The following is a 22,348-nucleotide window of genomic DNA, read 5'->3' as shown; positions in this document are numbered from 1 at the left end:
CGTTTCAGGGTGTTGGGGTGCCGTAGCGGTGGCGCACCCGGGACTTGAGGAGTTTTCCCGAGGCGGTGCGCGGCAGTTCGTCCGCGACCACCACCGACTTGGGGATCTTGTACTTGGCGAGCCGCCCGGACAGTGCGGCCAGTACCTCGTCCGGGTCGAGTTCGGCTCCCGGGACGGGGACGACGACCGCGCGGGGCACCTCGCCCCACTTGTCGTCCGGCACACCGATCACCGCGCACTCGGCGATGCCGGGGTGGGCGAGGAGGAGGTCCTCGATCTCGGCTGGGTAGATGTTCTCGCCGCCGGAGATGATCATGTCCTTGATCCGGTCGACGATGTGCACGTAACCGTCTTCGTCGACCCGGGCCGCGTCCCCGCTGCGGAACCAGCCGTCCGCGAAGGCGGCTTCCGTCTCCTCGGGCAGTCCCCAGTAGCCGGGCATGACATGCGGTCCGCGCACCACGACCTCGCCGGTCTCGCCGACGTCGACGGGGCTGAGGTCCGGCCGTACGACCCGTACGTCGCTGAAGAAGTGCGGTACGCCCGCCGAGCCCGCCTTGGCGACCGCGTGCTCCGCGTCCAGGAAGAGCGTGCCGGGCGCGGCCTCGGTCATGCCGTAGCCCTGCAGGAAGGTGAGCCCGCGCTCCTGATAGGCGGTGATGAGCGGGGTGGGCACCGGCGATCCGCCGCAGGTGAGGATGCGCAGGGAGGACAGGTCTGCCGATGGCCAGCGGGGATGCCGGGCGATCCGTTCGAACATCGTCGGCACGCCGAACATGAAGGTGATCCGGTGCCGTTCGATCAGGTCGAGGGTGGTACCCGGGTCGAAGGCCTCGACCAGGACACAGGTGCCGCCCTTGAGCAGCACCGGCAGGGTCAGCATGTTCAGGCCTGCGGTGTGGAACAGCGGGGCGGAGACCAGGGCGCGTTCGTCGGCGATCAGGTCGTGGTCGATCAGGACGTTGACGGCGTTCCAGGTGAGGTTGCCGTGGGTGAGCATCGCGCCCTTGGGGCGGCCGGTCGTCCCCGAGGTGTACATGATGATGCAGGTGTCGTCGGGAGAGACCGGTTCGTCGATCGGCTCGTCCGACGCGGCTGCCAGGGCCTGTTCGTATGGGGCACCGACCTCGATGCAGGTCCGTACGTCCGTCTCGCCGGGCAGTCCCGCGACGAGCCCGGCCTGTGCGGGGCCGTGGACGAGGGCCTTGGCTCCGGAGTCGGCGAGCTGGTAGGCGATCTCGGGGCCGGTGAGACGGGTGTTGAGGGGGACGAAGACGGTGCCGAGGGTGCCGGTGGCGAACAGGGTCTCCAGGTAGGCGGGGTGGTTGGGGCCGAGGTGGGCGACGCGGTCGCCGCGCCGGACTCCGCGGGCACGCAGGGCGTGGGCGAGGCGGGTGACTCGCGTGTACAGGGTGCGGTAGTCGGTCGACTGTTCGCCGTGGATCAGGGCCGTGCGGTGCGGGGTCTTGCGGGCCCGGCGTGCGGGCCACGACCCCAGTCCCTCGTTGCGCATCTGGCACCCCTTACGGTTTCGTCAGCCCGAGCAGACGGGCCGCGTTCTCCTTGAGGATCTTCGGCCTGACCTCGTCCTTGACGGACAGCTTGGCGAAGTCGGCCAGCCACCGGTCCGGGGTGAGCACCGGGAAGTCGGAGCCGAACAGGACCTTGTCCTTCAGCAGCGTGTTGGCGTAGTGCACCAGCTGCGGCGGGAAGTACTTCGGCGACCATCCCGAGAGGTCGATGTGCACTCCGGGCTTGTGGGTCGCCACTGCCAGGGCCTCGTCCTGCCAGGGGAACGACGGATGGGCGAGGATGATCTTCAGATGGGGGAAGTCGGCTGCCACGTCGTCCACGTGGAGCGGGTTGGAGTACTTCAGGCGGATGCCGCCCCCGCCGGGGACGCCGGCGCCGATGCCGGTCTGGCCGGTGTGGAAGAGCGCGATGGTGCCGGTCTCCTCGATCACCTCGTACAGGCCGTACGCCACGGAGCGGTCGTTGGGGAAGAAGCCCTGGATGCTGGGGTGGAACTTGAAGCCCTTCACCCCGTATTCCTCGACGAGCCGTCGGGCCTGCCGCACGCCCGCCTTCCCGCGGAAGGGGTCGATGGAGGCGAACGGGATCAGCACGTCGGGGTGTGCGGCCGCGGCCTCGGCGACCTCCTCGTTGGGGACGGGCTCGGTGCCGGTCGCGGACTCGGCGTCCACCGTGAAGACGACGGCGGCCATCCGCCGCTCGCGGTAGTAGGCGGCGGTCTCCTCCAGGGTGGGTTTCCGTTTGCCTTCGACCTTGAAGTAGGCGGAGGAGGCGTCGTGCAGGTCGTCGTCCAGGGAGGAGTGGCCCTTGGAGGAGACCTCCGCGTGGGTGTGGACGTCGATCGCCACCAGTTCTTCCAGCCTCGGTGCGGGTGCCATCACGCCTCCGGGATCCTCGGTGCGGGGATACCGACGGTCTGCGGCTCGGCGCCGACCGAGGTGGGCCAGGCGTCGGCCAGGGCCTCGGGGGTCCAGCCGCCGTCGGCGTAGGCGGTCCTGACCTCCTGTGGATGCGACCACAGTGCCACCTTGTCACCGCCGATGCCGATGCACTGGCCGGTGATGCCGCGGGCGGCCTCGGAGGCCAGGAAGGGGACGAGGGCCGCGCAGTCCTCGGGGGTGCCGAAGCCCTCACCCTTGCGCAGGAACGCCGGCAGCGGTTCGCCGTTCCTCATGACCTCGATGTACGGGGCGAAGGCGGGGATGGTCTCGGTCATCGCGGTCGCGGCGACCGGCACGATCGCGTTGACGGTGATGTCGGCGCGGGCCAGTTCCATCGACCAGGTGCGGGCCATCGCGGCGATCCCGGCCTTGGCGGCGGCGTAGTTGGTCTGGCCGAAGTTGCCGCGCTGCCCGGCCGGGGAGCCGACGAGGACGAGCGTGCCGCCCTCGCCCTGCTCGCGCATGCGGACGGCGGCGGCGCGGGCGCAGGTGAAGGTCCCCCTGAGGTGGGTGGTGAGCACCGCGTCGAAGTCGTCGTCGGTCATCTTCCACAGCACCTTGTCGCGCAGGATGCCCGCGTTGGTGACCAGGATGTCGAGCCGGCCGAACTCCTCGACGGCACGGTTCACCAGCCGGTCGGCGGCCTCGGCCGTGCCGACCGGGACCACTTCGGCGACGGCGGTGCCGCCGGCCTCGGTGATGGACTTGACGGCCTGCTCGGCCACGGCTTCGTCGATGTCGTTGACGACCACGGACGCCCCGTGGGCGGCGAGGGCGTGCGCATAGGCGAGGCCGAGGCCCCGGCCGCTTCCGGTGACGACGGCGGCCTTGCCGGTCAGATCGATGGTGGGCACGAGCGGTCCCTTCGCATGGGGTGTGGTCGTGGGGAGATCGAAGCTAAGAGCAATAATTGTTGTCGTCAATAGTTGTTGCCGACCTTGCGGGTGCGTCATGCTGGACTCCGCACGCGAGAAACCACCCCCAGGGGGAGCCAGACCGGCTCCCCTTGGGACCGAGACCAAGGAGCCCGCCATACCCCGCCAGCACTCAGACCAGCCGACCCCCATCGACGCCGACGAGCCGTGGATGCGGGGACTGCACGCGGACACGGGTTACCTGCTGTACCGCCTGGGCCTGCGCTCCGGTCAGTTGTTCAACACGTTCCTGCAGGAGTCGGGGCTGCGGCTGCGGCACTACGCCGTGCTGCGCTTCCTCGCCACCTGCGAGGGCGCGCTCCAGCGCGAGCTCAGCGCACGGCTCGGCTACGACCCGAGCGCGATCGTCGGCCTGGTCGACGACCTGGAGAAGCTGGGCTTCGCCGAGCGCCGCCCCGCCCCGGAGGACCGCCGCAGTCGCATCGTCGTCCTCACCGAGGGCGGTCGGGCATTCCTCCGCGACACGGACCAGGCGGGCCAACGCGTGACGGACGAACTGCTCACCCCGCTCGACCCCGCCGAACGGGAGACGCTGCACACCCTTCTGCTGCGTGTCGCCGGCAACGGGCTCACCTGACGCTTCGGTCGCCGTGTGCAGACAGGCGGACGCGGCCTCGTAATCTATCCGCGTGACCGGTCCTGTCCCCCGCCCCCAGTCCCTCCTGCTCAGCTTCCTCGGTGACGAGGTGCTGGGCCGCGGGGTGTGCGTGTACACGGGGAGCGTCATCGAGGTGTTCCGGCGCGCCGGCGTCGGGGAGCAGGCCACCCGGTCCACGCTCACCCGCATGGTCGGCCGTGGTCTGCTGAGCCGCCGCCGCGAGGGCCGGCGGACCTATGTCGGTCTCACCGACCGCTCGGAGGCGATCCTGCGCGACGGCGAGCGGCGCATCTGGAAGACGGGCGCGGTCAACCGGGACTGGGACGGCACCTGGACCCTGCTCGGCTTCTCGCTCCCGGAGTCATGGCAGCGCCAACGGCACGACCTGCGTTCCCAGTTGACCTGGGCGGGCTTCGGTGCGCTGTTCAGCGGGCTGTGGATCGCGCCCGGTGAGGTCGATGTCTCCGGGATCGTCGCCGAGTTGGGCCTGGAAGCGCAGGTGAAGGTCTTCCGGGCGCATGCGGACGCCGGCATGGACATCGCCGAGATGATCGACGACACCTGGGACCTGGCCGAACTGGCCGATCTTTACCGGGACTTCGAGGCGTCCTGGCGGCCGTACGCGTCGGGTGGCGCGGACCTGGCCGCCGAGGACGCCCTCGCGCTGCGCCTCCGGCTGACCGCCGAGTGGCTCCAAGTCATCCGCGGCGACCCCCGGTTGCCCGTACGGCACCTGCCGGCGGACTGGCCGGCGGCCGCGGCGGAGGCCACGTTCCGCGCGGTCCACTCCCTGCTGGAAGCGCCCGCCAGGGACGCGGCGCGCCGGCTGATCGAGACCATTCCGGCGGCATAGCGCCGTACACACGTGCCTACACCCCCGCACACTCTTCGCCGCAGCAATGTTGTGCATCTTCTTGACCGCCGTAAGAAGTAAGCCCTACATTCCTCCACACCTTCGTTCAGTGCACTGAGCATCTGCGATCTCCCAGGGTCTCCGCTCCGCAGCCGCCCACAAGGAGCCACCTCCATGCCTGCCAGCACCCGCCCCCGAACTCCTCGCACCCGTCTGCGCATCGCCCTGGCCGCCCTGGCCACGCTGGCGTCCGCGGCCCTCACCACCAGCCCCGCGCCGGCCGCCCAGGCGGACACGCCGACCACCGGCCACCTCACCGGCACCCTCTCCGACGGCGCGACCTGGATCGCGGACGTCCCCGCCCACTGGAACGGCACCCTGCTGCTGTTCAGCCACGGTTTCGGCCCCACCGTCGCCAAGGACGCGCCCTCCGACGCCGTACGCACCGAGTTGCTCGCAGAGGGCTATGCGACGGCCGGGTCGTCGTACGACCCCCATGGCTCGATGTGGGCCCTGAACAGCGCCGAACGCGACCAGTTCGCCACGCTCGACGCCGTCACCGCGAAGATCGGCACCCCGCGGCGCACCCTCGCCGTCGGCCAGTCCATGGGCGGGCTCGTCAACGCGCAGATCGCCCGCGACGGCGCCGGCCGCGTCGACGGCGCGCTCGGCCTGTGCGGCCTGGTCGCGGGCGGTACCGACCTGGACAACTACCAGCTCGACGCCGAGTACACCCTCGCCCGGCTGCTCCTGCCCGGGCAGGACGTCGACCTCGTCCGCTTCGGCTCCGCCGACGCAGCGGCCGCCACCGCCAAGAAGCTCACCGACGCCGTCACCGCCGCACAGACCAGCCCACAGGGCCGCGCCCGGATCGCACTGGCCGCGGCCTTCCTCAACCTGCCCGCCTGGGCGCCCGGACAGGACCGGCCGGCCCCGACGGACTGGGCGGGCCAGGAGGAGCAGCAGTACGCGTGGTTCGCGCAGGGCATCCTGTCGTTCGTCGAGGGCGGCCGGTACGCCGTCGAGCAGTCGGCCGACGGCAACAACTCCTGGAACGCCGGCGTGGACTACGCCCGCCTGCTCGCCGGATCCGTCCACGCGCCGCAGGTCCGCGCCCTGTACCGGTCGGCCGGACTCGACCTTCGTGCCGACCTGTCGTCCCTGACCCGGGGCGCCGCGATCACCGCCGACCCCGCCGCGGTCCGTACCGCGCAGCGCACCTCCTCCGCCGGTCAGGGCCTCGGCGTACCGCTGCTGGACGTGCACACGATCGCCGACAACCTGGTCCCGGTCGAACAGGAACGGCAGTTCGGCGACCGGGTGCGTACGGCCGGGGACGGAGCGCTGCTGCGGCAGGCCTACGTCGAGCGGCAGGGCCACTGCACGTTCACCACCGCCGAGACCCTGGCTGCGCTGCACGCGCTCGAACACCGCGTCTCGTCCGGCCACTGGGACGACGCCGCGACGCCGGCCGCGCTCCAGCGGTCCGCCACCGCGCTCGGTCTGGACGGGGCGGCGTACGTCCCCTACCGACCGGCGCGCCTGACGGTCGGCCGGGACCGCCCGGCGCATCCCACCCACCACTGAGATCGGGACCCGCCCATGTCCGACGCATCCGCCACTCCGCGCACATCCCTGCCCCTCGGCACGCTCGTCGCCGGCTGTCTCGCCGTCTGTCTCGCGCAGATCGGCCTCGCGATACCGGCCACCCTCAACGGTCTGTTCCAGGAACACCTCCACCCCGTCGGCTCCCAACTCACCTGGATCTCCGACGCGTTCCTGCTCCCCGTCGCCGTGCTCGAACTCTCCTTCGGCGTGCTCGGCGACCTCTTCGGCCGCAAGCAGCTCCTCGTCGGCGGCGCCGCCGTGCTGTGCGCGGGCGAGGTCGTCGCCGCGAGCGCCGCCGGCATCCATCAGCTGTGGGTGGGGCAGGCACTGGCCGGGCTCGGCGCCGCAGCGCTCTTCCCCACCTCACTCGCCATGATCGCGGCCGGCACGCACACCGGCCCGCAGCGTGCCCGCGCCATCGCCGTATGGGCCTCCAGCCTGTCCGCGGGCGGCTTCCTCGCCCCGCTGCTCGGCGGTGTCACCGGCACCTACGGCTCCTGGCGCTCGGCGTTCGTGGTGGTCGCCGTACTGGCGGCGACGAGCGCCCTGGTGAGTCTGTGGCTCGCCACCAACTCCCGGGCTCCCGAAGGCCGTTCACTCGACGTCGGCGGCCAGATCACCATCGGTGTCGGTCTGTTCGCGCTGCTGTACGCCGTCATCCAGGGGCCGACGGACGGCTGGGGATCGGCTCCGGTGGTCGTGGCGTTCGTGATCGCCGCGGTGTTCGTGGGCCTGTTCGTGGCCGCCGAGAGCCGGGCCCGCTCCCCGCTGCTGCGCCTGGACCTGTTCCGCAACCGTTCCTTCGCGATCGCGTCGATCGTCGCGGTCGTCGGCATGTTCAGCTTCCTGGGCACGGCGTATGCGGCGAGCATCCGGCTCGGCCCCATCCAGCATCAGAGCCCGATGCGCACCGCCTTCGCGTTCCTCCTGCTCAACGGCATCGCCCCGGTCCTCACCCCGCTGACCTCCCGGCTGCTGCACCGGCTGCCCGCGCGGGCACTGCTCACCGGCGGGCTGGCGCTGATCGCCGCGGGCGACTTCCTGGCCGCCGGGCTCGACGTCGGCGACCGGAACCTGGCCTCGCTGATCCTGCCTCTCGGGCTGGTCGGCATCGGCTTCGCCTTCACGGTGTCGTCCATAACGGCGACCGCCGTGAACACGGTGCCGCTGCCGCTGGCCGGCATGGCGAGCGCGGCGACCAACCTGCTGCGCGACTTCGGCTTCACCCTCGGGCCCGCGGTCATCGGCGCGGTCGCGCTGAGCCAGGCGGCCTCCCGGGTGACCTCCGCGCTGGCCGGCTCGCCGCCCCTGACCCCCGAGTCGACGGCCGCGGCACACGAGGTGCTGCAGGAGGGCGGCCCCCTCGCCCTGAACTCCGTCCCCGCCACCTCCCCGCCGGGCGCGGCCCGCGCGTACGCCCTGGACGCCCTCGGCCACGGCTACGCGCTCGGATTCGTGGTGTGCGGCTCGGCCGCGCTGTTCTCGGCGCTCCTGGTGGTGACGGCACTGCGCGGGCGTACAGGGGAGCAGAGCGCGTCGCCGGCGGAGAAGGGTGCGGAGCGGACCGCCCTGGCCGCGGGATGACACCCGCTCGGCGCGCCCCGGGGCCACTCGGCGCCCCGGGGCGCGGCTCGCCTGTCGGTCCGTCAGCCACGGCGAGATGGTCGACCCATACCGGCGTCCAGCGGCCGAGGGGCGACGGGGCCTGCCGGCACGGCCAATGACGGTACGTCAGCATGGGGGTGGCGTGGCGTGTCCGAGAAGCCGAGCACACCCCCGCCGGACCGCCGACGACCACGTCGCGCAGGCCGCAGGCCGGTCGCCGGGTCGGCTCGGGGAACCGGGTCAGAAGCGGGGTGCCGGCGCTGTGTGCTGCGGCGCCCGGGCGATCCGCGGGTTCACGCCGGGACTGTGGCGGCCGGACGGCTTGCACGTGACGTCGTGTGCCGGAAGCCTCCCGCTGCTCAGGTAGGCGTTGACGGCGCGGTTGGCGCAGGCGCGTGGGTCTTCGGAGTAGACGCCGTGGCCCTCGCCGCCCTTGACGTACACCATGCGTGAGCCCCTCAGGGCGTGGTGCATGCCGAGTCCGCTGACCAGGGGCGTCTGGGAGTCCCACTGGTTCTGGACGGTGAGCACGCCGACGTTGTTGTCCACCGTGGTGACGGGCTCGGCCGGCTTGCCCCAGAAGGCGCAGGGCGTGATGTTGGAGCCGAAGTCGCCGTAGAGGGGGTACTCGGCCTTGTCCCGGATCGCGTCACGCCGGTACTGCTCGGGGTCGCGTGGCCAGGCCGAGGTGTCGCCGCAGACCACGGTCCAGAAGACGACGGAGCCGTTGTCGTCCGGCGGCTGTGCCCCCGGAGGCCCGGGTCGGCGTGGTCCCTGCCGGCCGTCCGGTACGAGGGAACGGCCGGAGGGCGCATGGCCGTCGGCAGCCTTCTTGAGGTTGACGACCGCCTCGGCCGCCACCTTGGGACGGAAGAACTCGGGTCGCAGGGCGGCACGGATGTCGTCCCCGGTGAGCTTCTCGGTACCGTCGTCGACGGGAGTGCGGTCGGCTCGGGCGACCAGGTCCCAGAACGTCTTCTTCACCTTGGCCGGGGTGGTGCCGAGTCGGTAGGTGCGGTCGTGCTTCGCTGTCCACCTCGTCCAGCGGGTGAAGGCGGGCTCGGAGCCCTCCGCCCAGACCTGGATCATGCCGCGCCATACCCGCGCGGGGTCGACCGCGCTGTCCAGCACGATGCGATCGGTGCGCTGGGGGAACATCTGCGCGAAGACGGCCCCGAGGTAGGTGCCGTAGGAGTAGCCCAGGTAGGAGATCTTCCGTTCGCCCAGAACGGCCCGGATGACGTCCATGTCGCGGGCGGTGTTGCGGGTGGTGAAGTAGGCGAGCCTGTCGCCGTTCGTGGCACGGCACTTGTCGGCGACGGTCCGGGCCCACTTCACGTCACGGCTGAACGTCTCCGGCTTGTAGGGGTGTTCAAAGGCCTGCTCCGTGGCCGTGAGACCGCAGCTGAGCGGGCTGCTCCGGCCCACGCCGCGTGGGTCGAACCCGATGAGGTCGTACTGCTCGCGTACCTCCTTGGGCATCGTGTCCTTCATCATGACCGGCATGTCCAGGCCCTCGCCGCCCGGTCCGCCGGGGTTGAAGAGGATCGCGCCGTGCCGCTTGCCGGGGACACCGGTCCTGATGCGGGAGACGGCCAGCTTGATCGTCTTGGCGTCGGGCCGGCTGTAGTCGAGCGGGACGTCGATCGTCGCGCACTGGAACGCGGCGGGCTGCGACGCGTCGCATCTGTGCCACGCGGGTTTCTGGTCCGCGAATCTCTTCAGCGGTTCCGCCGCGGATGCCTGCGCCGGGGTGAGGGCGGGGACCAGCGTTGCCGTGACCCCCACGGCGAGCAAGGGCGCCATGCGTCCTATCCGCACGATGGCCGTTCCTTTCGGTCAACTTCCAGGACGGAACGACCATTTCGTGGCGGCGCAGGTGCGCGAATCCCCCTACAGGCCGGTCTTGTTACGACTCCCGACGGACGCAGAAAGAGACCTACGGAGGAGAACCCGAAGCGGCTGACGACCGTCCGCGCCGGGCGCGGGCACGGCTACCGCCACGGCGCACATGCTCTATGCGGACGTCCGGCGTGCGCGCACCCAGCAGAGCAGCACCACCGAGCACAGCGCGGCGCAAGCGCACCAGGTCGAGACGAACTCCAGCCGCCAGAGCGCCCAGCACACCGTCGCGCCCGCGGCGACCAGAACGCCCAGCATGAGCAGCCGCCGGTCACCGGACAGCAGCAGCGAGCCCACCGTGGCCAGCAAGTAGCCCATGACGAGCAGAGGTGCGGGCGAAATGTGCAGGACGTACCCGACGGTGCGGCCGCGGATCTCGGCCGTCACCGGTTCGGTGGCAAGGCTGTGGGCGAGCGACGCGGCGGTCACCGCTCCTGCGGTGAGCGGGAGGACCAGCCGGAGCCTCGCGTGAGGCGGGGCCGCACACATCACTCCCGCCGGGACCCACACCGACAGCAGCGGTAGCGCTATCACGGCCCATGCGACGGTCGCGGGTCCGCCGCCCCCGCCCGAGTGCCACACCAGCGACTCGACGATCTGGTGGGCCCCCAGCAGCAACGGCACTGCGGCGAGCGGGAGTTCCCGGCCGTCGCGCACGAGCGCCACGCAAGCCACCCCCACCGCCGCGACAGTGGTGCCTGCCACGAGATCCGCCGTCGCACTCCAGCACATCACGCCACCAAGGGGTCGCCGCCGAGCGGTCACCACAGGCCTCCGCTGCTGCCGCCGACCACGCTACGTCCTTCTGCTGCGGGGCCCGATGATGATTAGCTTGCCCCGGCCTTCGCGCCACCATCCGCCCCGGCAGTCAGGAGGACTCCGCACCATGAGCAGTGGCTACGCGTACGAGTACAAGGTCGTCACCTTCCGGGAGTCGCTGATCGGCGACGCGCTGGACAGCGACAAGCTGGAGAAGGTCCTGAACAAGCACGCCGAGGACGGCTGGGGCCTGAAGGCCATCACCTCCGCCGACGTCAAGGGCCGCATAGGGCCCGGAGCCGTGGAAGGCCTGCTGCTCACCTTCGAGCGCCCGCGACAGTAACGCGCGCGGAGCCGCTCGGGCACGGTCCGCGGCGGGCCGCCGGCCCGCCGCGGACCGTGCCCAGGCGGACCACCGGCGCCCTTGCGGAGGCCTGCTGTCAGGTACGGCGGCGTGATCCTCCGCGGCCCGCGCGCATGCCTGGGCTGTCGGCTCGAAGACACCCCCTGGTCCATGTGAGACTGTGGTGTCAGCACCCCCCTCTGCGGATGCGGCCGACACGATGGATCTCAGGGATCTGGCCGACAAGCACGGGGGCGATCCGTTCGGCATCACGTCCGCCGCCGTCGCCCTCGTGGACGCGCACGGTCTGATCCGCTACTGGAGCCGCAGGGCGGAAGACCTCCTCGGGTATCCGGCGCCCAGCGTGCTGGGGCAGCCCGCGACCTCCCTCCTCACCAGCGACCGCTCACCGGCGTCGCTGCTCGCCGCGGCGCAGCAGACCGGGGAGGGCTGGGAAGGGCTGATCACCGCGCGTCACCGGGCGGGCCACCCGGTCGAGCTGGCCCTGCGAGTGTGTCCGCTGCACGCGGAGCAGGGCTCCGGCTGGCTCGCCGTGGCCTGTGCGGTGTCCGACTCCCGCCGATGGGAACTCGATCAGGCCGTGGTGCGCGGCCTTCTGGAGGAGTCGCCGATCGGCATCGCCGTCCTCGACAGTGAGCTGCGCTGCCAGTGGGTGAACCAGGCGCTGGCCGCCATGGAGGGCCTGCCGGCCGACACCGCGGCCCCGCGCACGGCTGCGCCCTCCGGTCCGGAACAGGTGCCCTCGGCCGTGGACTGGCAGGCGCGCCAGGCGCTGATATCCGGCCGGGTCACTCCGGCCGTGGAGCATGTGGCGCCCCGGCACGGCATGTCCCGCCGGAACTCGCAGGGCCGGCTCAGGCTCCGCTCGTCGTTCCCGCTGAAGGACGTCGACGGCAAGACGCTCGGGGTGTGTCACACCGCCGTCGACTTCACCGCCGAGGACCGGGCACGCGTGCGGCTCGCCCTGGTCAACGAGGCTGCCCAGCGCATAGGCACCACCCTGGACCTCGACCGCACGGTGCAGGAACTGGCCGAGGTCCTGGTGCCGCAGCTCGCCGACTTCGTGGCGATCGACCTCTTCCAGGGAGTCCTCGCGGCCAGGGACCTCAACCCGGGGCCGATCACCGGCGGCACGCTCCAGCGGGCGGCGCACGTGTCGATCCACGAGGAGGTGCCGGAGGCGATCGTTCCCATCGGGGAGCCCACCGGGTACCCGCCGAAGTCCCCGCAACGCCGTTGTCTGACCACGAGCCGGCCGATCCTCGATCCGGTGCTGGAGCCGACGACATGGTGGCTGGCCGACGACCCACAGCGCCTGGCCAAGATCGTCAGTCTCGGTGTGCACACCCACCTGGTGGTGCCGCTCCGGGCGCGGGGCGCGACCATGGGAGTGGTCACGCTGCTGCGCTGGGAGAACCCCAGCCCGTTCGACGAGGACGACCTGCTGCTCGTGGAGGAGCTGGTGGCGCGCGCCGCGGTGTGCGTGGACAACGCCCGGCGATTCGTCCGCGAGCACAACGCGGCCCTCGCCCTCCAGACCAGTCTGCTGCCCCCTGACCTGCCCGATCACTGCGCCGTCGAGGTCGCCTACCGCTATCTGCCGGCCGACGCCGAGGCCGGCGTCGGCGGCGACTGGTTCGACGTCATCCCGCTCTCCGGCGCCCGCATCGCCCTGGTCGTGGGGGACGTGGTGGGCCACGGCATCCACGCCGCGGCCAGCATGGGCCGGCTGCGCGCGGCGGTACAGACACTGGCCGACATGGATCTGCCCCCCGAGGAGCTTCTCGCCCATGTCGACGATCTCGTCCTGCGCCTGGCCGATGAGGCGGAAGCGGCCGAGCACGGGCCGATGGTGATCGGCGCGACCTGCGTCTACGCGGTCTACGACCCGATCTCGCGGAAACTCAACGTGGCGCGCGCCGGACACCCCACCCCTGCCATCGCCCACCTCAGCGAGCCGGTCGAACTGCCCGACATCCCGGCCGGCCCCCCGCTGGGACTGGGCGGTCTACCCTTCGAGTCGGCCGAGATCGAGCTGGCGGAGGGCAGCGTCGTCGCCCTGTACACCGACGGGCTGATCGAGGCCTCCGACCGCGATGTCGACGTCGGCTTCGAGCGGCTCTGCTTCGCCCTGGCCCATCCCGACCGGCCGCTGGAGGAGATCTGCGACACGATGGTCCGCATTCTTCTGCCCGAGCGTCCGCACGACGACGTCGCCTTCCTCATCGCCCGCACCCGCGCCCTCCCCTCCGACCGGGTGGCCTCCTGGGAGGTGCCCGCCGATCCCCGGGCGGTGCACGAGACGCGCGACAACACCGCCCGCTGTCTGGCCGCGTGGGGTCTGGAGGATCTCGCCTTCACCACCGAGCTGATCGTGAGCGAGCTGATCACCAACGCCATCACGCATGCCTACGGACCGATCAACCTGCGTCTGATCCACGAACGGACCCTCATCTGCGAGGTGTCGGACGCCAGCAACACCTCCCCCCATATGCGCCGCGCCCGCACCACCGACGAGGGAGGGCGAGGTCTGTTCCTCGTCGCGCAGGTCGCCCAGCGCTGGGGCACGCGGTACACCCCCACGGGCAAGACCATCTGGGCGGAGCAGCAGCTGCCGCAGGACGTGCCGCACTGAGAGTGGGTCGGATCGGTGCCCGGCGCTACCGCGTCCGCTTCGCCTGCACGTAGGACAGCCACGGCCGCAGGTCGCCGCGCCCGATCAGCTCGAAGCCGACGTCCGTGACGAAGGTGTCCAGCAGATCGACCCGATGGTGCGCCATGGCCTGGTCGGTCCCGCCGTGCACCAGGTGCCGGCCGATCCGGCTCTTCGGCGGACGGAACTCAGCGACCAGCAGCCGCCCGCCGGGCCGCAGCACGCGGTACATCTCGCGCAGGGCCGTGGGCCGCAGCTCCTCCGGCAGATGGTGCAGCATCAAGCTGGTGACGACCGTGTCGAAGGAGGCGTCCGGAAAGTCGAGGGCCTCGGCGACGCCCTCACGGTAGTCACAGGGTGCACTGCCCGGGCGCCGGTTCCTGCCGCGGGCGTAGTCGAGGACCGGCGGCGAGGGATCCACGCCGGTCACCTCGCCGTCCGGACCGACGCGTGCGGCCATGTGCCGCGTCAGGTAGCCGGTGCCGCATCCCACATCGAGGACGCGGTCACCGGGTGCGGCGCCGCTCAGCTCCGCGAGGCGGGTGAAGACGCGGCCGCGGCGGCCGGCGAAGAAGAGGGCGCCGAAGGCTTCGTACGCCCGTGGGGTCGCGATGGTCACGCCGGGCGTGTCCGGGTGCGGCTTGCCCTGCATGAGGTGTCCGAGAGGCATGATCCTCCTCCATAACTTAGCCATGACTAAGTACGATTCCAACTTAGTCCTGACTAAGACGAACGGCAAGAGCGGCATACGATGATCGGTGTGACCGAGCCCCGATCCCGCACGCGTACCCGTCTGAAGGCCGCGGAGCGCCGCGCCTCGATCCTCGCCGCGGCCACGGAGGTGTTCTCCGAGACGGGCTACCAGCGCGGCAGGGTCTCCGACATCGCCCGGCGGGTCGGCGTCACCGAGCCCGTCGTCTTCCAGAACTTCGGCTCCAAGTCCGCGCTGTACCGGGCGGTCCTCGACCACGCCACCGGCGCGGTCTCCGCGCTCCTGCACCAGGCGGCCGACGCGGGCCGGCCGGTCCCCGAGGTGCTCGCGGCGTTCCTGGACCCCGCCCACATGGACCGCTTCCACCGGCCCGGCTCCCACGGCTTCCTCTTCGCCGACGCCACTGCCCTGGCCCACGACCCGGACCTCGGCGAGGCCCTCGGCCAGGTCCACCAGCACCTCGCCGACACGCTCGCCGACCTGCTGCGCCGCGGGCAGGCCGCCGGCGACGTCCGCGCCGACATCGAGCCGCACACGGCCGCCTGGTGGCTCGTCTCGCTCCTGGCCGGCCGCTCCTTCCGTGCGGCCGTCGTCCCGGACCGCGACACCGTCGAGGCGGAACTGACCCGGCTGGCCCTGCAATCACTGCTGCCGCAGCCGCCGGACATCCCGGCGGACCGCTGACGACCTGGCCGAGACCCGCCGACAGAGTCCACTCATGGAGTGGTCCCCACACGCGTGTTCAGACGGCGCTGTTCCGCTTTCTCGTGTGTTCGCCTACGTCAGGGGGCCGCATCGGTACCGGTTGCCACGGGTGCGGTGAGGTCGCTCTCCTCGGGGAGTTCCTCGGTGTCGACGCCGCGTACCTGGGCCAGTTCGTGTTTGAGGGCGGCGAGTTCGGCGCCGCCGGCCATGTGGTTGGTCAGCTCCTCCAGGCCGACCTCGGCGCGGGAGGCGGACAGCTCCAGGGTGCCCAGGCGCAGCACGCTGAAGTGGTCGCCGACCATGTAGGCGTGGTGGGGGTTGTGGGTGATGAAGATGACGCCGAGGCCGCGGTCGCGGGCGGCGGCGATGTACTTCAGCACCACGCCGGACTGCTTGACGCCCAGGGCGGCGGTGGGCTCGTCCAGGATCAGGACGCGGGCGCCGAAGTAGACGGCGCGGGCGATGGCCACGCACTGGCGCTGGCCGCCGGAGAGGGTGCCGATGGGCTGTTCCAGGTCGTCCAGGACGATGCCCATGTGGCGCAGTTCCTCGTCCGCGGCCTTCTTCATCCGCGCGATGTCCAGCCGCCGGAGCGGCCACGGCCCCTTGGTCATCTCCGAGCCGAGGAAGAAGTTGCGCCACACCGGCATCAGCGGCACCGTGGCCAGGTCCTGGTAGACCGCCGCGATGCCCTTGTCCAGGGCCTCACGCGGGGTGGAGAACCGCACCGGGTGCCCGTCGACGAGGAACTCGCCCTCGGTGTGCTGGTGCAGCCCGGAGACGATCTTGATGAGGGTGGACTTGCCGGCGCCGTTGTCGCCGAGAACGCATGTCACCTTGCCGGGGTGCACCTGCAGGCTCACGCCGTGCAGGGCGCGGATGCCTCGGGGACGGAGTCGGCGGTGATCTCGCCGTGGGTGCCCGTTCCGTTGGTGGATGTCATCGGTTACCTCCGGGTCGCCGTGCGCTGGACCCACAGATTGATCAGGACGGCGCCGAGCAGCATCACGCCCAGGACCGACGGCGCGCCGGACCGCCGCAGCCACTGACAGACGTCGGCCACCCAAGGCTTTCAACATGCGCCAACTCGCGCCTGTTTCCTAAGTTTTCAAGGCCTGTTGCCGCCAACTCATGCCTATATAAAGGACTCTGCTTTTTTCATTGACAGAGAAAAAGAACCTCTCTAAGTTTCCGGCCATGCGCTCGGCCCCCTCCCACCAGGCGGCCCCGGACATGACGCCGGCCGCTTCCCTCGTCTTCACCACGCTGCTCTCCCACGGTCCGCTCACTCGGGCCGAGGTGGGGCGGCGGACCCAGCTCTCTCCGGCCGCCGTGACCAAGGCGGTACGTCCGCTGATGGAACTCGGCTATCTGGTCGAGGGCGTGGACGAAGAGGCGCGGCCCGCGGTGGGGCGTCCGGCCAACCTGGTGTGGGTGGACGGCGGGAGGGCGCTCTTCATCGGGATCAAGGTGACAGGCGACGAGATCATCGCCGTACTGACCGACCTGTGCTGCCGTATCCGGCTGTCCCGGCACGTACGGCTCACGGGCCGCGCGCCGGAGGCGGTGCTCCCCGTCATCACCGCGCTGGTACAGGAGTTGCTCACCGAGGCCGACGGATTCGGCGTGCAGGTGCGGGGCGTGGGCATCGCGATCTCCGGGGACGTGGACCGCGCGGACGGTGTGGTCCGCTACTCGCCCTTCCTGGAGTGGCGGGACGTACCGCTCGCCGAGATCGCCCGGACCGCGACCGGGCTGCCGGTCACGGTCGACAACGACGTGCGGGCGCTCACGGTCGCCGAGCACTGGTTCGGGGCCGGAGTCGGTCTCGCGGACTTCGCCCTGGTGACCGTGGGCGCCGGCATCGGATGCGGCCTGGTGGTCCATGGGCAGGTGGTGTCGGGCGTGCACGGCGTGGCCGGCGAGATAGGGCATCTGTCACTCGATCCGCTCGGCCCACTCTGCCACTGCGGCAACCGGGGGTGTGTGGAGGCGATCGCGGCCGATCCGGCCATACTCCGCGCAGTGCGCGCGGCCACGGGCGAGCAGGTGACCGATGCGGCCGAGGCGCTGGAGCTGGCCCACGGCGGAGACCCCGCTGTCAGAGCGGTCTATGCGCAAGCCGGTGAAGCCATCGGCAAGGCCATCGGCTTCTTGGTGAACATCCTCGGTCCCGAACGGGTGGTCATCTCCGGAGAGGGCCTGGCCGCCTACGACCTGGTCGCCGAGGGCATCCGGGACGCGTTCGCCGCGTCCGCCTTCGGCACCGCTGCACAGTGCGACCTGGTGACACGGCCCCTGCCCTTCGAGGAGTGGGCGCGGGGGGCCGCGGCCACCGCCATTCAGTCCTTCATGGGATCGGGCATGTGAGAAGGAGTAGCGATGACGCTGCAGAGCCGAAGCCGCCCGCACCATCCGACCTCATCGCAGCAGGGGTTTTCATGACCGCGATCCCCGCCCTCCTGATGTGCCGCACGGTGCAGCGCCGGTTGATCAGCGGGCTCCCCATCGGCTCGGGCCTGGGCTGAGCCGCCGGCCCGACACCTCGGCGGCCGCCACCCCGGTCCGGCCACCCGACCTCTTCGCTGCGGCGTCGGGCGTGCTACCACGCCCCTCCCCGCCCGGAGCAATGCCCGTCCCCCACCGGGTGCCACCGCACGTTCCCCTTCACCTCACTTCAGGAGGCGACCCATGCGGTCATCCCCGTACAGAGTCCTGCGCGGAGCCCTCCCCGGCTTCCCGCGCCGCACCGTCCGAGCAACGCTGGTCCTGGCCGTCACGGCCGGACTCGCCACCGTGGTCCCGGCCGCCACCACCAACGCCATCGCCTCCGACTCCACGAGCACGGCCGTCACCTCGGCCGCGACCGCGGACGACGCCGCCTCCGGCCTTGCGGCCAAGCCGTACATGGGCTGGTCCAGCTGGAGCATGCAGTCCTCCCAGTACCCGGGCCTGAACCCGGACGGCAACTACAGCTACCTCACCGAGGCGAACGTTCTGAAGCAGACGGACGCCCTCGCCGCCACCCTGAAGAAGTACGGCTACGACCATGTCAACATCGACGCCGGCTGGTGGATGGACAAGAACTGGACGTCCGAGTTCGACCAGTACGGCCGTCAGACACCCGACCCGGTCCGCTTCCCCGACGGCATGAAGTCGGTAGCCGACCACATCCACGCCAAGGGCCTCAAGGCCGGCATCTACCTGCCCGTGGGCCTGGAGAAGGGGGCGTACGGCGACGGCAAGGCGCCGATCCGGAACGCGCCCGGCTGCACCACGGCGGACATCGTCTACCCGGATCTGCGCACCACGAACGGCTGGGACAGCGCCTACAAGCTGGACTTCGACAACCCGTGCGCACAGAAGTACATCGACTCGCAGGCACAGATGCTCGCGGACTGGGGCTACGACTTCCTCAAACTGGACGGGGTGGGCCCCGGCTCGTTCAAGTCCGGTGACAACTACAACAACGTCCCGGACGTGGCCGCCTGGCACCAGGCCATCGCCGCCGCCGGGCGCCCGATCCATCTGGAGCTGTCCTGGTCGCTCGACATCGGCCATGCCGCCGACTGGAAGAGGTACTCCAACGGCTGGCGCATCGACACCGATGTGGAGTGCTACTGCAACACCCTGGTCACCTGGGAGAACTCGGTCAACGACCGGTGGAACGACGCTCCCGCGTGGAGCGACAGGGCAGGCCCGGGCGGCTGGAACGACCTCGACGCGATCGACGTCGGCAACGGCGCGATGGACGGTCTCAGCGACGCCGAGCGACAGAGCTACATGACGCTCTGGGCCATCAACAAGTCGCCGCTGTTCACCGGTGACGACCTCACCAAGCTGGACGGTTACGGCCTCTCCCTGCTGACCAACCAGGAGGTCATCGGCGTCGACCAGAACGACTCGCCCGTCGCGCGCCCCGTCACGCCGTTGGGCGACCAGCAGGTCTGGGGCACCAGGAACGCCGACGGCACATACACCGTGGCCCTGTTCAACCTCGGCAGCTCTTCGGCCTCCGTCACCGCCGACTGGGCGTCCTTCGGCTTCACCGGCGCGGCCTCCGTGCGCGATCTGTGGAACCACCAGAACCTCGGCACCTACCGGAACAAGATCACCGAGGCGCTGCCCGCACACGGCTCACGGCTGTTCACCGTCAAGCCCGCCGGCACCCCGCTGGCCACCATCCGCTACGAGGCCGAGTCCGCGGACAACACCCTCACCGGCAACGCCTCCGTCGCGACATGCGACTCCTGTTCCGGCGGCAAGAAGATCGGCAACCTCTATCTCGACAGCAAGCTGCAGTTCAACGACATCACGGTGAAGAAGGACGGCATCTACACCGTCAACATCGCCTATGTCAGCGGCGACCCCCGCTCGGTCACCGTCTACTCCAACAGCGGCCACGGCACCAGCCTGAGGTTCCCCTCCACGGGCGACTGGAGCACGGTCGACACCGTCAGCGTCCAGTTGGCGCTGAAGGCGGGCTCCAACACCATCACGTTCGACAGCGGCTGGGACTACTCCCCTGACATCGACAGGATCGACGTCCCCAAGTCCGCCTGACCCTTCGCGCGGGGCCCGGGGTGGCACACCCCCCGGCCCCGCCCCGCCGCCATCCGGTTCCGCAGCGACCGGGCACACCCACGCCCGACCGCCCGTAGCCGTCCCCCGCCTGCGCCATTCCCCCGACATGGAGTGCACCACGTGGACACCGAACACACCGAGCACACCGAATCGCGCGACAACCACCCGAGCCGCAGAGGCCTTCTCGCTCTCGCCGCCACCGCCGGCGCGGCCGCCGCCCTCGGCGGTCTGCCCGCCTTCACCGCCTCGGCGGCCCCCGCCCGACCCACCTCCTCGCCCCTGCTGTCCACGGCCGCCGCCGCGCGGAACCAGCTGTGGTGGCAGGCTCCCGGATCCGCCAACTCGATGATCCAGCAGGGCCTGCCGGTGGGAAACGGGCGCCTCGGAGCGCTCGTCAGCAACGACCCTGCCGCCGAACTGCTGACGATCAGCGACGCCACCCTGTGGACCGGCGGCCTCAACGACACCCTGCAGAGCGACGGCCAGTTCCCCTACGGCCGGGACGACTTCGGCTCCCTGACCCTGCTGGCCGAGCTCACCGTCGACATCCCCGGGCACGACCCGGGCGCCGTGGACAACTACCGCCGCTCCCTAGACTTGGCCCAGGGACTCGTCAGCTCCTCCTACGACCTGGCCGGCGTCACCTACCAGCGGCAGATCTTCGCCAGCCGCCCCGACGACGTGATCGTCCTCTACTTCTCCCAGCAGGGCGGCGGCACCTACACCGGCGCCGTGACCCTCGCCGGCACCCACGGCGAGACGACCACCGCCCACAGCGCCGGACGCTGCGCCTCGTTCGGTGCCTCCTTCACCAACGGGCTCAAGTACGGCGCCGCCGTCACGGCTCGCAGCAGCAGCGGCACGGTCACCGTCGACGGTACGTCGATCTCCTTCAGCGGCTGCAAGGACCTCACCGTCGTGGTCAGCGGCGGCACCAACTACGCGCCGGACGCGGCCGCCGAGTTCCGTGACCCTGCCCTCGATCCGGAGCGCCTGGCCCGGACCAAGGTCATGAACGCGGCCGGTCACTCCGCCGGCACACTGCTGCACACCCATGTCGCCGACTTCCGCCCGGTGTTCGAGCAGTTGGACATCGACCTCGGCACGTCGTCCGCCGCACAGCGCAGGCTGGACACCTGGCAACGGGTGCAGGCCCGCTACCGGGACGACGTCCCCGACCCCGAACTCGAGGCCGCCTACCTGCAGTTCGGCCGCTACCTGATGATATCCGGGTCGCGGGGCACGCTGCCGATGGGCCTGCAGGGCCCATGGCTGGACGGCAACGACCCGGACTGGATGGGCGACTACCACACCGACATCAACCTCCAGATGAACTACTGGATGGCCGACCGCGCCGGCCTGTCCGACTGCTTCGACGCCTTCGCGGACTACTGCCTGGCGCAGCTGCCCTCCTGGACGGACGTCACACAGCGGCTGTTCAACAGCCCGGCCAACAGATACCGCAACTCCAGCGGGAAGCTCGCCGGCTGGACCGTGGCCATCTCCACCAACCCCTACGGCGGTGGCGGCTGGTGGTGGCATCCGGCCGGCAACGCCTGGCTGTGCCAAAGCCTGTTCGAGCACTACGAGTACACCCAGGACCGGGCCTACCTCCAGAAGATCTACCCCCTCATCAAGGGTGCCGTGGAGTTCTGGGAGGCCCGTCTCATCACCACGACCGTCACCGACGCCTCCGGAGCCTCGCGGGAGGTCCTGGTCGCCGACAGCGACTGGTCGCCCGAACAGGGGCCGCTGGACGCCAAGGGCATCACCTACGCCCAGGAACTGGTGTGGAACCTCTTCGGCAACTACCACACCGCGACCCAGGTGCTCGGCAGGGACATCTCCTACAGCGCGACCATCGACGGCTTGCGCGGGCGCCTGTACCTGCCCGTGGTCAGCCCCGAGACCGGCTGGCTGGAGGAGTGGATGTCGCCGGACAACCTCGGCGAGACCACACACCGGCACCTGTCTCCGCTCATCGGCCTCTTCCCCGGCGACCGGATCCGCCCGGACGACTCCACCCCGAAGGACATCCTCGCCGGCGCGACGGCCCTCCTGACCGCGCGTGGCATGAACAGCTACGGCTGGTCCAACGCCTGGCGCAGCCTGTGCTGGTCGCGGCTGAAGAACGCGGAGAACGCCTACCGGCTCGTCGTCAACAACCTCAAGCCGTCGGTGAACGGCAGCAACGGCACCGCGCCGAACCTCTTCGACATCATGGACATGGGACAAGGCCGTGGCATCTTCCAGATAGACGCGAACTTCGGCACGCCCTCCGCGATCATCGAGATGCTGCTCTACTCGCGGCCGGGTCACGTCGAGTTGCTGCCCGCGCTGCCGGCCGCATGGGCGGCATCGGGCTCGGTGTCCGGCGTCGGAGTCCGCGGCGGCTTCGTGGCCGACCTCGGATGGAAGAACGGCAAGGTCACACAGGTGACGCTCAGGAGCGTCGGCGGCCGGGACACGACCGTGTTCGCGGGCGGCGCCTCGCGAAGGATCAGCCTCAAGCCCGGTGAGTCCGTCACGCTGGGCACCTTCGGCTGACGGTGCGGACCACGAGAAGAGTGGAGAGAACGACGATGACCCCGGAGAA

Annotated in this window: 17 protein-coding genes and 1 pseudogene; 10 read left to right on the top strand and 8 right to left on the bottom strand. The window is 70.7% G+C overall.

Annotated features, from left to right (window positions below):
- Positions 1 to 4 precede the first annotated feature (4 nt).
- From ACZ418_RS19010 to ACZ418_RS19000, 3 genes are read right to left on the bottom strand one after another with little or no spacing between them, the layout of a single operon-like run.
- Positions 5 to 1,513, bottom strand: coding sequence for an acyl-CoA synthetase (locus ACZ418_RS19010; RefSeq protein WP_468363896.1), 1,509 nt, complete (start codon positions 1,511 to 1,513; stop codon positions 5 to 7).
- A gap of 10 nt (positions 1,514 to 1,523) precedes the next feature.
- On the bottom strand, positions 1,524 to 2,411 hold the full coding sequence (locus tag ACZ418_RS19005; RefSeq protein WP_468363893.1) for an amidohydrolase family protein: 888 nt from the start codon (positions 2,409 to 2,411) through the stop codon (positions 1,524 to 1,526).
- Entirely contained in the window at positions 2,411 to 3,328 is a 918-nt protein-coding gene (locus ACZ418_RS19000) for an SDR family NAD(P)-dependent oxidoreductase (RefSeq protein WP_468363891.1), read from the bottom strand. The genes ACZ418_RS19005 and ACZ418_RS19000 overlap by 1 nt, the downstream gene beginning before the upstream one ends.
- A gap of 232 nt (positions 3,329 to 3,560) precedes the next feature.
- Between ACZ418_RS19000 and ACZ418_RS18995 the strand changes: the two genes are divergently transcribed.
- The 4 genes from ACZ418_RS18995 to ACZ418_RS18980 all read left to right on the top strand — a co-directional run bounded on the left by ACZ418_RS18995 (position 3,561) and on the right by ACZ418_RS18980 (position 8,052).
- Positions 3,561 to 3,986, top strand: coding sequence for a MarR family winged helix-turn-helix transcriptional regulator (locus ACZ418_RS18995; RefSeq protein ID WP_468363889.1), 426 nt, complete (start codon positions 3,561 to 3,563; stop codon positions 3,984 to 3,986).
- Positions 3,987 to 4,032: 46 nt separating this feature from the next.
- Positions 4,033 to 4,860, top strand: a complete 828-nt coding sequence (locus tag ACZ418_RS18990) for a PaaX family transcriptional regulator (RefSeq protein WP_468364400.1) — start codon at positions 4,033 to 4,035, stop codon at positions 4,858 to 4,860.
- Positions 4,861 to 5,034: 174 nt separating this feature from the next.
- Positions 5,035 to 6,447, top strand: coding sequence for an alpha/beta hydrolase (locus tag ACZ418_RS18985; protein ID WP_468363886.1), 1,413 nt, complete (start codon positions 5,035 to 5,037; stop codon positions 6,445 to 6,447).
- A 15-nt stretch (positions 6,448 to 6,462) separates the two neighbouring features.
- A complete protein-coding gene (locus tag ACZ418_RS18980; protein WP_468363884.1) occupies positions 6,463 to 8,052 on the top strand; it encodes an MFS transporter in 1,590 nt (529 codons plus the stop codon).
- A 261-nt stretch (positions 8,053 to 8,313) separates the two neighbouring features.
- Here ACZ418_RS18980 and ACZ418_RS18975 read toward each other — a convergent pair whose 3' ends face one another.
- Together ACZ418_RS18975 and ACZ418_RS18970 are read right to left on the bottom strand one after the other, a co-directional pair.
- A complete protein-coding gene (locus ACZ418_RS18975; RefSeq protein ID WP_468363881.1) occupies positions 8,314 to 9,894 on the bottom strand; it encodes an alpha/beta hydrolase in 1,581 nt (526 codons plus the stop codon).
- 195 nt (positions 9,895 to 10,089) lie between these two features.
- On the bottom strand, positions 10,090 to 10,707 hold the full coding sequence (locus ACZ418_RS18970; RefSeq protein WP_468363878.1) for a DUF6629 family protein: 618 nt from the start codon (positions 10,705 to 10,707) through the stop codon (positions 10,090 to 10,092).
- A gap of 154 nt (positions 10,708 to 10,861) precedes the next feature.
- On the opposite strand from ACZ418_RS18970, the gene ACZ418_RS18965 reads away from it, so the two are divergent.
- Entirely contained in the window at positions 10,862 to 11,077 is a 216-nt protein-coding gene (locus ACZ418_RS18965) for a DUF4177 domain-containing protein (protein WP_055703870.1), read from the top strand.
- 220 nt (positions 11,078 to 11,297) lie between these two features.
- Entirely contained in the window at positions 11,298 to 13,733 is a 2,436-nt protein-coding gene (locus ACZ418_RS18960; protein ID WP_468363875.1) for a SpoIIE family protein phosphatase, read from the top strand.
- Positions 13,734 to 13,758: 25 nt separating this feature from the next.
- Here ACZ418_RS18960 and ACZ418_RS18955 read toward each other — a convergent pair whose 3' ends face one another.
- Positions 13,759 to 14,421 carry a class I SAM-dependent methyltransferase gene (locus ACZ418_RS18955; RefSeq protein WP_468363873.1) on the bottom strand — a complete coding sequence of 221 codons (663 nt, stop codon included), beginning with the start codon at positions 14,419 to 14,421 and terminating at the stop codon, positions 13,759 to 13,761.
- Positions 14,422 to 14,511: 90 nt separating this feature from the next.
- Here ACZ418_RS18955 and ACZ418_RS18950 point away from each other — a divergent pair, with 90 nt between their 5' ends.
- Complete coding sequence (locus ACZ418_RS18950) at positions 14,512 to 15,147, top strand: TetR/AcrR family transcriptional regulator (protein WP_468363870.1); 636 nt, start codon at positions 14,512 to 14,514, stop codon at positions 15,145 to 15,147.
- A 98-nt stretch (positions 15,148 to 15,245) separates the two neighbouring features.
- On the opposite strand, the gene ACZ418_RS18945 is transcribed toward ACZ418_RS18950, so the two are convergent.
- Positions 15,246 to 16,106, bottom strand: a complete 861-nt coding sequence (locus ACZ418_RS18945) for an ATP-binding cassette domain-containing protein (protein WP_468364397.1) — start codon at positions 16,104 to 16,106, stop codon at positions 15,246 to 15,248.
- Positions 16,107 to 16,114: 8 nt separating this feature from the next.
- Positions 16,115 to 16,183: pseudogene (locus tag ACZ418_RS18940) on the bottom strand (sugar ABC transporter permease); the annotation flags it as partial.
- A 182-nt stretch (positions 16,184 to 16,365) separates the two neighbouring features.
- Between ACZ418_RS18940 and ACZ418_RS18935 the strand changes: the two are divergent.
- The 3 genes from ACZ418_RS18935 to ACZ418_RS18925 all read left to right on the top strand — a co-directional run bounded on the left by ACZ418_RS18935 (position 16,366) and on the right by ACZ418_RS18925 (position 22,299).
- Positions 16,366 to 17,538 (top strand): ROK family protein, encoded by a 1,173-nt coding sequence (locus tag ACZ418_RS18935; RefSeq protein ID WP_468363868.1) that lies wholly within the window; start codon positions 16,366 to 16,368, stop codon positions 17,536 to 17,538.
- Positions 17,539 to 17,859: 321 nt separating this feature from the next.
- Complete coding sequence (locus ACZ418_RS18930; protein ID WP_468363865.1) at positions 17,860 to 19,731, top strand: alpha-galactosidase D; 1,872 nt, start codon at positions 17,860 to 17,862, stop codon at positions 19,729 to 19,731.
- A gap of 141 nt (positions 19,732 to 19,872) precedes the next feature.
- Positions 19,873 to 22,299 (top strand): glycosyl hydrolase family 95 catalytic domain-containing protein, encoded by a 2,427-nt coding sequence (locus tag ACZ418_RS18925; RefSeq protein ID WP_468363862.1) that lies wholly within the window; start codon positions 19,873 to 19,875, stop codon positions 22,297 to 22,299.
- The last annotated feature ends 49 nt before the right edge of the window (positions 22,300 to 22,348 follow it).

The sequence above is a fragment of the Streptomyces sp. NPDC030820 genome (genome assembly GCF_055572075.1).
This window is presented reverse-complemented; position numbering and strand designations above follow the sequence as displayed.

Bases quoted from the DNA above. Each gene is read 5' to 3' on its own strand.
- ACZ418_RS18995 (WP_468363889.1), top strand. From the start codon at position 3,561: ATGCGGGGACTGCACGCGGACACGGGTTACCTGCTGTACCGCCTGGGC.
- ACZ418_RS18980 (WP_468363884.1), top strand. From the start codon at position 6,463: ATGTCCGACGCATCCGCCACTCCGCGCACATCCCTGCCCCTCGGCACG.
- ACZ418_RS18960 (WP_468363875.1), top strand. From the start codon at position 11,298: ATGGATCTCAGGGATCTGGCCGACAAGCACGGGGGCGATCCGTTCGGC.
- ACZ418_RS18965 (WP_055703870.1), top strand. From the start codon at position 10,862: ATGAGCAGTGGCTACGCGTACGAGTACAAGGTCGTCACCTTCCGGGAG.
- ACZ418_RS18935 (WP_468363868.1), top strand. From the start codon at position 16,366: ATGCGCTCGGCCCCCTCCCACCAGGCGGCCCCGGACATGACGCCGGCC.
- ACZ418_RS18970 (WP_468363878.1), bottom strand. From the start codon at position 10,707: ATGTGCTGGAGTGCGACGGCGGATCTCGTGGCAGGCACCACTGTCGCG.
- ACZ418_RS19005 (WP_468363893.1), bottom strand. From the start codon at position 2,411: ATGGCACCCGCACCGAGGCTGGAAGAACTGGTGGCGATCGACGTCCAC.
- ACZ418_RS18930 (WP_468363865.1), top strand. From the start codon at position 17,860: ATGCGGTCATCCCCGTACAGAGTCCTGCGCGGAGCCCTCCCCGGCTTC.
- ACZ418_RS19010 (WP_468363896.1), bottom strand. From the start codon at position 1,513: ATGCGCAACGAGGGACTGGGGTCGTGGCCCGCACGCCGGGCCCGCAAG.
- ACZ418_RS18955 (WP_468363873.1), bottom strand. From the start codon at position 14,421: ATGCCTCTCGGACACCTCATGCAGGGCAAGCCGCACCCGGACACGCCC.
- ACZ418_RS18985 (WP_468363886.1), top strand. From the start codon at position 5,035: ATGCCTGCCAGCACCCGCCCCCGAACTCCTCGCACCCGTCTGCGCATC.